This window comes from Nostoc sp. CENA543 (genome assembly GCF_002896875.1).
Taxonomy (GTDB): domain Bacteria; phylum Cyanobacteriota; class Cyanobacteriia; order Cyanobacteriales; family Nostocaceae; genus Trichormus.
Window position 1 is genome coordinate 6741592 of sequence record NZ_CP023278.1, and the last position, 12842, is coordinate 6754433.

Annotated in this window: 3 protein-coding genes; 2 read left to right on the forward strand and 1 reads right to left on the reverse strand. The window is 44.5% G+C overall.

Translation table 11 applies throughout. The features are described from left to right. Nucleotides 1-51: 51 nt before the first annotated feature. Nucleotides 52-3588, reverse strand: coding sequence for a methionine synthase (gene metH / locus CLI64_RS28330; protein ID WP_103140324.1), 3537 nt, complete (start codon nucleotides 3586-3588; stop codon nucleotides 52-54). Between the two features lie 295 nt (nucleotides 3589-3883). Here metH and CLI64_RS28335 point away from each other — a divergent pair, with 295 nt between their 5' ends. Together CLI64_RS28335 and CLI64_RS32050 are read left to right on the forward strand one after the other, a co-directional pair. Further along, nucleotides 3884-5410: a peptidoglycan-binding protein gene (locus CLI64_RS28335; protein WP_103140325.1), complete on the forward strand. Its 1527-nt coding sequence runs from the start codon at nucleotides 3884-3886 to the stop codon at nucleotides 5408-5410. A 254-nt stretch (nucleotides 5411-5664) separates the two neighbouring features. Further along, entirely contained in the window at nucleotides 5665-12822 is a 7158-nt protein-coding gene (locus CLI64_RS32050) for an ExeM/NucH family extracellular endonuclease (protein WP_103140916.1), read from the forward strand. The last annotated feature ends 20 nt before the right edge of the window (nucleotides 12823-12842 follow it).

The following is a 12842-nucleotide window of genomic DNA, read 5'->3' on the forward strand; positions in this document are numbered from 1 at the left end:
TTTATAGCTTTCCCAGTTTCGATACTTAATTAACTGTGACTATCATCTCAATTAGGCACTGAAATATTTTGCCACTGGGTGATAAGTAATAATCGCTGTTGTAGACTGTTCTGGATAAAGTTGCTCACTTTCATCCATATATAAATTAATTCTGTCAGTCTGTAACAACTCCAGTTGCTTGTATTGGTCTTGAATATTCGGACAAGCCGGATAACCAAAACTATACCGTGAACCACGATAACGCTGTGCTAACACATCGCGAATATTGTCGGGTTCTTCAGCCGCAAATCCTAATTCATGGCGAATTCTAGCGTGTGTCCATTCTGCCAAAGCCTCTGCAACTTGCACCGCTAAACCGTGGAAATACAAATAATCTGTGTATTGATTATCTGCAAATAATTTTTGTGCGTACTCCGTGGCAATTTCGCCCACAGTTACCGCTTGCATGGGGAAAACATCAATAATTCCTGATTCCTTGGGTGCAAAGAAATCTGCAATACAGAGTCTTCTTAATGATTTCTGGCGGGGAAACTCAAACTTAGCTACTTCCTTTAATGGTGTATGATTGTTTTCGTAGATATACAAAGTATTTCCTTCAGACTGACAAGGAAAATACCCGTAAATTACTTGAGGATGTAAGAGATTTTCCGCGATAATGCGCTGCTTCCAGGTTTCCAAAATGGGGTAGACTTTCTCATCTAAGAAAGCTTGATATTCTTCCTTAGATTGTTCCTTGGGTTTGCGGAATTGCCACTGTCCAGCAATCAAGGCTTGTAAATCTAAATGCCAGAATACTTCCTCAATGGGAATATCACTAGGTTGTAATAGTTTCGTTCCCCAGAATGGCGGCGTAGGACGTTCAATATCTACCGCTACGGCTTCGGAACGGCGGGTATCTACCTCAGTGCTGAGTGATAAGTGGTGAGTGCTGAGTGGAGTTTTTTGAGTTGCTGGCGTTTCCGAAGAAATTTTTGGTTCTTCAGTATCTACTTCATCTAGGAATCCTTGTAAGTCGTCCCAGTTATTAGATGCTTTGGCTGGCATTAATTTATCCATGAAATGCAAGTCAGAGAAAGCATCTTTACCGTAAACTACCTTGCCTTTATAGGTATTTTGGCAATCTTGATTGACGAATTTGGGAGTTAAGGCCGCACCACCTAAAATTACGGGGACGGTAATTCCCTTTTCGTTAAATACCTCCAAGTTTTCCTTCATGAAGGCGGTTGATTTCACTAGCAACCCACTCATGGCTATGCAGTCAGCTTTATGTTGATTGTAAGCCTCAATGATGTTTTCCACTGGCTGTTTAATTCCCAGGTTAATCACCTTGTAACCATTGTTAGACAAGATGATATCTACTAGGTTTTTACCAATGTCGTGAACATCACCTTTTACTGTGGCGATAATTACCGTTCCTTTAGCATTATTTCCCGCCTCGGATTTTTCCATGAAGGGTTCAAGATAGGCTACCGCAGTTTTCATGGTTTCCGCAGACTGTAACACGAAGGGTAATTGCATTTGTCCTGAACCGAACAACTCACCCACAACTTTCATCCCATCTAGGAGGAAGGTGTTAATAATTTCTAGGGGTGGATATTGTTCTAAGGCTTTATTCAACTGTGCTTCTAAGCCAATGCGTTCACCGTCAATGATATGACGTTTAAGGCGTTCTTCTAGGGGTAGGTTTTCATCAACGCCTGTATTACGTTTGGCTTTGACACCCTCAAATAATTTCGTTAATTCTGCCAAGGGGTCATAAACGCAAACATCACCTTCAAATTTCCGCTCATCATAGATTAACTTGCGACAAACTTCTTGATGGTGGGCTTCTATCTTAGACAGTGGTAAAATCTTGCTAGCACTGACAATGGCTGCATCCATACCAGCTGCCATTGCTTCATGTAAGAACATCGAGTTCAACACAATCCGCGCGGCTGGACTTAAACCGAAAGATATATTCGACACCCCTAAAATTACATGACATCCTGGTAATTCTTGGCGAATGCGGCGAATTGCTTCAATGGTTGCCTTGCCGTTTTCGCGGTCTTCTTCAATTCCCGTAGAAATAGGTAAAGCTAAAGTATCAAAAAATATCTCATGGGCAGCAATCCCATATTCTACAGCTTGACGGTAAGCACGTTGGGCAATCTGGAATTTTTTATCTGCTGTCCGCGCCATGCCATCTTCGTCAATTGTACCGATGACTACACCCGCACCGTATTTCTTCGCTAATTCCAGCACCTTCAAAAAGCGCGGTTCACCATCTTCATAGTTGGTAGAGTTCAACAGACATTTACCCCCAGCTACCTTTAAACCTGCCTCCATTTTTTCCCATTCGGTGGAGTCCAGCATTAAGGGCAATGTGACATTATTAACAATACGTGAAACCAACTCGTGCATATCTCGCACACCGTCGCGTCCCACATAATCAACGTTGACATCTAAGATGTGTGCGCCTTCTTTTACCTGCGCCCTAGCCATTGAAACTAGTCCGTCCCAGTCTTCCGCATTGAGTAAATCACGGCATTTTTTAGAACCACTGGCGTTGAGACGTTCACCCACAATTAAGAAAGAATTATCTTGTTCGTAGGGCTGAGTAGAATAAATTGATGCCGCCGCAGGTTCGAGACTTGGCTGTCTGACTTTTGGTTTCAGTTCTTGGGCAATTTCAGCTAATTGTTGAATGTGTTCTGGACGTGTCCCACAGCAACCCCCTATCACTTGGACACCCAAATCTTCAACAAAGTGCATCAACGCCATGCGTAATTCCATCGGTGTTAAGCGATAGTGTGCTTTACCACCGATGTTTTCTGGTAAACCGGCGTTAGGAACACAAGAAACCACAAATGGCGAATGTTCGGATAGATATTTGATATGCGGTTTCATTAAGTCCGGCCCAGTGGCACAGTTGAGACCGAGAATATCTATTGGGTAGGGTTCTAAAATCGTCAAGACTGCGCTGATTTCAGAACCGACTAGCATTGTCCCCATGCTTTCCATTGTGACGGAAACCATTAGGGGTATGCGTTGTCCTTTTTTGGCAAAGACTTCTTCAATACCGTTCAATGCGGCTTTAATTTGCAGTACATCTTGGCAAGTCTCAACAATGAATAAATCAACGCCGCCATCAAATAAGGCTGCGGCTTGTTCGGCAAACGCCGTTTTTAAGGTGTCAAAATCAATGTGTCCCAAGGTGGGTAGTTTGGTGGTGGGGCCAATAGAACCCGCAACAAACCTGGGTTTTTCTGGTGTAGAAAATTCCGCCGCCACGCTTTTTGCTAGTTCGGCGGCGGTTTTGTTGAGATAGTATGTTTGGTCTGCTAGGTCATATTCAGCCAATACAATTGATGTACCGCCGAAGGTATCAGTTTCGATGACATCTGCACCCACCGCTAGGAAATCACGGTGAACTTTGGCGACAGCTTCCGGTTTGGTGTGAACTAAGTATTCATTACACCCCTCGTATTGTGCGCCGCCAAAGTCTTCGGCGGTGAGGTTTTGAGTTTGCAGGTTAGTCCCCATTGCACCGTCAAAGACGATGACTGGTCTATCGGGACTATGCAGGCGTTGGAGAAAAGGATGGGTCATATTTTCCTAGAGAAAATTATGCAGTTAAGTGAGTCTTGCGATACTCGACTTAATTTATTATTTTCCACAATTACGGGAGTTTGGTTAGCAGAGAGTGTTTTTTCCACACAAAGGGGCGCGTGGTGTTGTTGTGATATCAGTATTTTGACTGAGTGAATAAAAGGTGATATATTAATTACTTATTTATACTGAGTTTAAAACGCTTTTTAAATCGGCAATTCATTGAGTTCAGTTTTGTATTTCATCGAGTCTGGATTGTGCAGCTTTTATTCAACTAAAAAATAACAATAACATTATGGATACCATTGGTTATTCTTATCTTAGTGCGGTATACGAAGAATCTGAAGGTATTGAGTTTAATCCTATTCAAATTAATTGGGAATTTTTACCGTGGAAAAAGTTACCTAGTTTAGCGGCGATGCGGCTGTTATCGGTAACGTTAAGTTTAGCGGTTTTGAGTTTAGCTGGACAGGCTTTGGCTTTGGAAAAAGTAGGTAGTAGTGGGGCGAACGTTGTTAGGATTCAACGGTGTTTAAAACAATTAGGCTTTTTAAATGCTCCAGCGACAGGAAAATTTGCTACTTTGACTCAAAGGGCAGTGATTGGTTTTCAGCGTGCTAATAGATTAAGGCCGGATGGGATAGTCGGTGGTGGTACGCAAACGGCATTACAAAGAGCTTGTCAGGGTGGAAATAGTAGTGGAGAGTTGCGATTTGGGAGTCGAGGTGCAGCTGTTGTTCAACTACAAAGAAATTTAAAACGGTTGGGCTACTTTAACGCTCCCAATACTGGTTATTTCGGCACAGAAACGCAGCAAGCTGTGATTCTGTTTCAGCGTTCTGTGGGTATGGTAGCTGATGGTGTGGTTGGTACGAGAACTGCTTTAGCTATTAGGAATGCGGGTAATATAGGCGGGAGATACCCAGTTTTGTCTGAAGGTAGTAGCGGACAAGATGTAATTAGGCTGCAACAGCGTTTGCGACAGTTAGGCTATTTCGATGCTAATCCTACAGGGAATTTTCAAGGTATTACAAAAAATGCAGTAATCGCTTTTCAACGTCGCGCTGGACTGGCGGCGACTGGGGTAGTAAATCAGCAAACTTGGAATGCACTGTTGGCTTCTAGTCAAAATCCAGGTACATCAAAACTTTCAACGCAGCAAATCAGAGATTTACAGCAGCGTTTGCGGGATTTAGGGTATTTCAAAACTAATCCTAATGGGAACGTAGGCGCGATGACGAGAGAAGCAATCTTACAGTTTCAGCGAGATTATCGACTGAATGCTGATGGTATTGCTGATATGCAAATTTTACAGGCAGTACGTCAAGCTTGGAATGCCAGATACGCTAACCAGCCGCTTCGGGATGTGTTGTTTGTCGGCGATCGCGGTGAAAATGTCAGAATAGTACAACGGCGTTTATCTGAGTTGGGCTATTTTAACGGCAGTATAGACGGTTACTTTGATGAATACACTAGAGCGTCTGTAGCCAGTTTTCAGCAGGCATATCAAATTAACCCTACAGGCAGAGTTGATTGGCAAACTTGGCAGGCACTAAATGTAGGTAATTATGTAGTACCAACAAGTAATGTTTCTAACCAGCCTCCTAATCGCCCCAGTAATAATCGCTATGTGGTGATTGTACCCATGAGTAACCAGAACATCCTCAATCGAGTGCGTCGCTTTATCCCCGATGCCTTTGCACAACAATCTAACTTAGGACGTTATGTTAACGCTGGCACATTTAGCGATCGCTCTTTGGCTGAATTAAGGTCTAAAATGTTACGTTCTAATGGTTTCGATGCTAGGGTGCAGTATTTTTAGGGAAAATCACCAAATCAAGACACAAGTGGCAATGGGATGATCGGGAGAAAATTCTCGACTTTACCAATTCCTAGTATTCTCTTAACCTTGCTTCAGTAGATTTGCAGTGCCTATTTGCACAAAGCCAATCACTGAGCGTTGATTTTTGTAAGTAAAAACAAAAATGAGCAGCTAGCACGACCTATATTCAGATAGGTGAATTCTTTGTGCTGAATAAGCAAATTTTTGACAATTTTGCTTACATATTAATCATTATGACAGCTACAATTCTGAAGCCTGGGGATATTGCGATCGCTGGTTACAATACCACTAATCCAGATAGTATTCGTTTCGTTGTACTTGTTGATATTGGTGCTGGTACAACCTTCAGTGTTACGGATAACGGTTGGCAATCTAATGGTGCTTTCAGAACTACAGAGGGAGTTCTTACTTACACCGCACTTACAGACATCCCCGCAGGCACAGTTCTCACCTGGACTAATGGCAGTAGTAGTAATTCACCAGGGTTTAACTCTAATAATCCTAGTAACTTTGCCCTCAGTACCGATGGTGATTCGTTAATCATTTTTACAGGAACATTAGCCAGTCCCACTTTAATTTATGCCCTGAATGCGCGTAACTGGAGTATTAATGCCACTAGTGCCACTACATCTGCTGAACCTACTGCTGCTAATGGTGGCACATTAGTCACGGGCGTAACAACAATCGCCCTGACTGCTAATAATGGGACAAATGCTTACTATAACGGTTCTACCACTGGCACCCAGGCAGAACTATTAGCGGCTATTTCCAACCCAGCCAATTGGACGACTAGTTCCACCATTACGAATATCGCGAATTGGCCGTCATCATTCACACTTTCTTTGCCTGTACCCAATATCCAAATCACCGAGTATATGTATGCTGGAGCTAATGGTGAATTCATTGAGTTTACCAACCTGGGTACAACAGCAGTAAACTTTACTGGTTGGAGTTTCGATGATAGTAATCGCCAACCTGGTACTGTTGACCTAAGTGCTTTTGGGATTGTGCAGCCTGGAGAATCAGTTATCCTCACAGAAGCCGATGCAACTGCTTTCCGTACAGCTTGGGGCTTGTCTGCTGCCGTTAAAGTTATTGGTGGATTAACACAGAATCTGGCACGGGCTGACGAAATCAACTTATACGATAATAACGGACAGTTGATAGACCGTCTTACCTATGGTGATCAAAATTTTCCAGGGACAATTCGCACACAAAACATTAGTGGCTGGACTGATGTCAGTAATCTTGATGCAGTCAATATTAATACTGATTGGCTATTTTCTGCCGTAGGTGATGCCCAAAATTCGCGCACATCTACAGGTGGCGATATTGGCAACCCAGGTTTTTATAATGCTACACCCATCCCAGGTATAGTCATCACTCAATCTGGTAATAGCACTGATGTAACTGAAGGTGGTGCAACAGATAGTTACGCCATCGTGCTGAAGACTCAGCCGACTGCAAACGTCACTATTAATATCACTGTTGATCATCAGGTGACAACTAGTTCACCAACTTTAATTTTTACGCCTCAGAACTGGAATGTAGCTCAGACTGTAACGGTGACTGCGGTTGATGATACTTTGGTTGAGGGGACGCACACAGGCACAATTAGCCATAGTGTCAGTAGTAGTGATGCTAACTATAACGGGATTGCGATCGCCAACATCACTGTCAACATCACAGACAACGACGCACCACCCAACACTAACATTAATGTCCAAATCACCGAGTATATGTATGCTGGTGCAAATGGAGAGTTTGTCGAATTTACCAACCTCGGCACTACACCAGTAGACTTTACAGGCTGGAGTTTCGATGATAATACTCGCATTCCTGGTTCCTTCTCTTTAAGTGCTTTTGGGATTGTCCAGCCGGGAGAATCAGTCATCTTAACCGAAGCCTCCGCCGAAACCTTCCGTGCTGCTTGGAATTTACCCGCCTCAGTGAAAATTATCGGTAACTCCAACCAAGGTTTAGGACGTGAGGATGAGATTAACCTCTACGATAACAACGGACAACTGATAGATCGTCTCACCTACAACGACCAAGTATTTGCAGGTACTATTCGTACCCAAAACGCTAGCGGTTGGACGGAAGCCGCTAACCTGGATGCTTTCACAATTACTACCGCTTGGAAACTTTCCACCGTTAATGATGCCCAAAATTCTCGCGTATCTACAGGTGGTGATATCGGCAACCCAGGTACTTACATTCCCAACCCCACCTCCACAACTGGCGCACCAAGAATTGAAATTAATCCCAGCACTACTGATTTTTTAGATGGGCAAAACCTACCAGTTCTCCTACCCAGAATCGGTGCTGGTGCAATTAGTGGTGTCATTAATGATCCTACCGACCCTGCTAGGACACTGGGTATAGATTTTACCTTAAGTGATTCAGATACCCCCATTGACAATCTCACAGTTACAGTCACTAGCAGTAATCAGGCTGTGGTTGCTGATGCTAACCTCACCCTGACTGGTACTGGTGCAGAGCGTAATCTGAAGATTAATCCTACAGGTGTGGGTTTAGCCAATATTACAGTTACCGTGAGTGATGGCACACTAAGCAGCTCCTACATTATTAACTATGCTGCTTCGGCTGGGTCTGTCAGTCCTAATACCCGTTTTCTCACAGGAACAAGTGACGCATCAAGTGCGATCGCCATTGATGCCAATTATATGTTAGTTGCCGACGACGAAGACCAAACCATTCGCCTGTACGATCGCCATAACTCCGGTTTACCATTAGCCAGCTTTAACTTCACTTCTTCCCTGGGATTATCCGGTTCTAGCGAAGTAGACATCGAAGCCTCTACCCGCCTTGGCAACGTCATTTACTGGATGGGTTCTCACAGCAACAACAGTAGCGGTAACAGCGCACCAAACCGAGAACGGATTTTTGCCACCCAAATTTCTGGTACAGGAGTCAACACCACCCTGACGTTCTTGGGATATTACCGTTTCTTGGAAAATGACTTAATTGCCTGGGATAATAACAATGGTCACGGCTTAGGTGCTGGATTCTTGGGGCTAGCTGCAAGTGCGGCGGCGGGTGTTCTTCCCGAAACTCCTAGCGGATTCAATATTGAAGGCTTGACTATTGCACCCGATGGTAATACGGCTTACATTGCTTTCCGTGCGCCCAATCTCCCCACACCAGAGCGTAACCAAGCACTAATTATTCCTGTCACTAACTTTACCAATATTCTCGCTCCTACGGGCGGGACAAGTGGCTCTGCAACCTTTGGCGCGCCTATCTTCTTGGATTTAGGTGGACGTGGTATCCGCAGCATTGACCGTAACTCTAATAACCAATACGTCATCATTGCCGGCCCTGCTGGTGCAGCTACAGGCACAGCACCCAACGATTTCCGTCTCTACACCTGGGATGGTAATCCTAGCAACGTGCCTGTATTGCGTAGTGCCGATTTAACAGCGTTGCTGGCTAACGGCAGCTTTGAATCGATTGTGGAAGTGCCAGATACTCTCACCAACACTACCCAAATTCAATTACTGGTAGATAACGGCGATACTGTTTGGTACAACAATGGCACAATCTCCAAAGACTTAGCTCAAGATAACTTCCAAAAATTCCGCAGCGAAATCATTACCTTGGGTGCGCCAATTACCACCCTCCCAGTCGGGGCAATTTCCCTCAATACACCTTACTTCCAAGACTTCGATAGCCTCGGCACCGCTAACGCAACTTGGACAGATAACCAAACCCTGGCAGGTTGGTACACCAGCCGCAGCAATAACCCTGTAACTAATCCTCCCATTAACGCTGGTACTGGTTCTGCTAATACTGGCAGCCTCTACAGTTTTGGTGCCACGAATAACTTAGATAGAGCTTTAGGTTCAGTCGCATCCGGCACGACAGGGACAATTTTCTACGGTGCGCGCTTCTACAACGATACAGGTAGTACCATCACATCTCTTTCCGTAAGCTACGTTGGGGAACAATGGCGCAACGGAGGCAATACTACACAACAAAAACTCGACTTTGCCTACCAAATTGGAGCGACTAGCATTAATTCTGGAACTTGGGTTGATGTCAATTCCCTAGACTTTATCGGGCCGGTTGCTACTGGTACAGCAGCAGCTTTGGATGGGAATGCAAGTAGCAATCGTGTGATTCTCTCCGGTGCAATTACTGGCTTCTCCCTCGCTCCTGGTCAAGAAATGTGGCTACGCTGGAGTGATATAGATGATACAGGGGCAGATCATGGGTTAGGAATTGATAATTTACGGGTTGCCACTGCTTCCTTACCTGGTATCACCTTGATTGAATCTGGTGGTAGTACCAACGTCACCGAAGGCGGGGCAACGGATACCTACACTATTGTGTTAAATACCCAGCCCACAGCCAACGTCACAGTTACGATTACCCCCGATTCCCAAACCATAACTAGCGTCACTACTCTTACCTTCACCCCTGCTAACTGGAATACACCCCAAACGGTGACGGTAACTGCGGTAGATGATGCCTTAGTAGAAGGTACACACATCAGTTTAATTACCCATACTGTAGCTAGTAGTGATACTAACTACAACGGCATTAACATCGGCTCAGTTACTGCCACTATCACTGATAATGATGTGGAACTCACCATTACCAAAATTCACCAAATACAAGGTAGTGGTTCTGCCTTTAACTCTGCCTTTGGTGGTGTGCGGACAATTGAAGGGATCGTCGTAGCGGCCTTTCCTGGTGGTACTGGTTTGAGTGGTTTCTTTGTCCAAGAAGAAGACGCAGATGCCGATAATGACTCCACAACGTCGGAAGGTATCTTTGTTTTTGACCCCACAGGTAGATTCACTGGAAATGTTGGTGATAAAGTCCGCGTGACTGGAACTATCAGTGAATTTACTAGCAGCAGTGGTGGTAATACTAGCAGTCTCACGCAACTGTCCAATATTAGTAGCGTAGTTAACTTGGGTGCAGATGTTCTCCCTACTGTCACTACCATCCAATTACCAGTGGCTAGCGTTGTAGATTGGGAACGCTACGAAGGGATGCTAGTCAGAGTGATTGCAGCTGAAGGAGATTTAGCTGTGACTGAACATTTCCAACTTGGTCGGTTCGGTCAGGTTGTGCTGTCTGCAACTGGTGTGAGTAATCAACCTGGCACAGATGCAAGACTAGAGCAGTATACGCAATTTAATGACCCCAGTGTTGCTGGTTACAGTGCTTATTTACAAGAGATTGCTACACGCCGCATCATCTTAGATGACGGTAGTAACGTCCAAAACCCAGCTACCATTATCTTTGGTCGTGATGGTCAACCCCTAAGTGCTACTAATACCCTACGGGGTGGCGATACTGTGGCTAGCATTACTGGTGTTTTAGACCACCGTTTTGAAGGGTATCGCGTACAAACCTCAACTGGAGTAGACTTTACACCAGCTAATCCCCGCCCAACAACAACACCAAATGTCGGTGGTACGCTGAAAGTTGCTAGTTTCAACGTCCTCAACTACTTCAACGGTAATGGTACTGGCGGTGGCTTCACCAGTCCTGAACAACGGGGTGCAGAAAACCTAATTGAGTTTAACCGTCAGCGTGATAAGACAATTGCTGCCATCTTAGGATTAAATGCAGATGTTGTTGGTCTAATTGAAATTGAGAATGATGGTTACGGTTCTTTAAGTGCCATTCAAGATTTAGTCAATGGACTCAATGCTGTAGCTGGTGCTGGTACTTATGCTTTTATAGATCCAGGATTACCTAGACTTGGTACGGATGCGATCGCAGTTGGTTTTATCTATAAACCTAGTAGTGTAACCCCCGTTGGTGCAGCAGCTACAGTCCCCGATGGTTTCGGTCAAGGTGCTTTTGATAACAATAACCGTAAACCCTTGGCGCAAACCTTCTTACAAAATTCCATTGGTGAACAATTCACCGCCGTCATCAACCACTTTAAATCCAAAGGTTCTAGTTCTGGGAATCTCGGTGATGCTGACGCTGGCGATGGTCAAGGTTTATCTAATGGTACACGCACCCGTGCAGCTCAAGATTTAGCTGCATGGTTGGCAACCAATCCCACAGGTACAACTGATACAGATTACTTGATTTTGGGCGACCTGAACGCCTACGCCAAGGAAGACCCCATTAAGGCTTTAGAAAATGTCGGATATAATAACCTGTTACCAAACACCACCTATTCCTATGTGTTTGATGGTCAGTGGGGTTCTTTAGACCATGCTTTAGCCAACAATTCTCTCACTGCTCAAGTATCTGGTGCGACTAAGTGGCATATTAATGCTGATGAACCTAACGTTCTGGACTATAACACCAACTTCAAGTCAGCAGCACAAATCAACAGCTTGTACAATCCCGATCCTTTCCGCTCCTCAGATCATGACCCAGTAGTTGTTGGCTTGAATTTAAATACTGCCCCTGTAGCCATCAACGATATCGCCATTACCGATGAAAACACAGCTATTAACATTAATGTTCTAGCTAATGACAGTGATTTTAATGGTGATCCTCTGCAACTGAGTTTGGTATCTAACCCCACGAATGGTATTGCAGTCGTCAATAATAATGGTACGCCGAACAACTTTGCTGATGACTTTATTACTTACACCCCAAATACTGGCTATGTTGGTAATGATAGTTTCAGTTACTCGATTAGCGATGGTAAAGGTGGCACTGCAACGGCATCCGTCAGCGTCACTATCAAACCACTTGATGGCGTGATTCTCGGCACTCCAGGTGACGATAACCTCATTGGTACTAATGGCAATGATATTATCCGGGGTTTAGGCGGTCATGATACCTTGAGGGGTGGTAACGGTGATGACATCCTCTATGGTGGCGATGGCAATGATCTGTTAGATGGAGGCAACGGTAACGATATCGTCTACGGGGAGCGAGGTAACGACACCTTACTAGGTGGTAACGGTGATGATATCCTCTATGGTGGTGATGGTAACGACTACCTGGATGGTGGTAACGGTGATGATATCCTCTATGGTGGTGATGGTAACGATACTTTAATCGGTGGTAACGGCAATGATTTGTTAGTTGGTGGTCGAGGTGGTGACTTATTCACTGGCGGTAACGGTAGCGATCGCTTCTCTTTAAGTGATACGAGAACAGGAGAGTTTGATACAATTACCGACTTCAAAGTTGGGCAAGATACCATCTTAATTTCCAAATCAGAATTTGGACTTAGCCAAGCCCTAGGTACATTAGATCCTGGACTATTCCACCTGGGTAGTAGTGCTGTAGCCGCCAGCGATCGCTTTATCTATGACAAGACAACCGGTCAACTCTTCTTTGATGAAGATGGTATCGGCGGTGCAAACAAAGTTCAAATCGGTTTGTTATCCAATAAAGCCGCACTCACAAGTAATAGTATTACCGTGATTGCGTAAGATTATGGATGTAGAGGAAT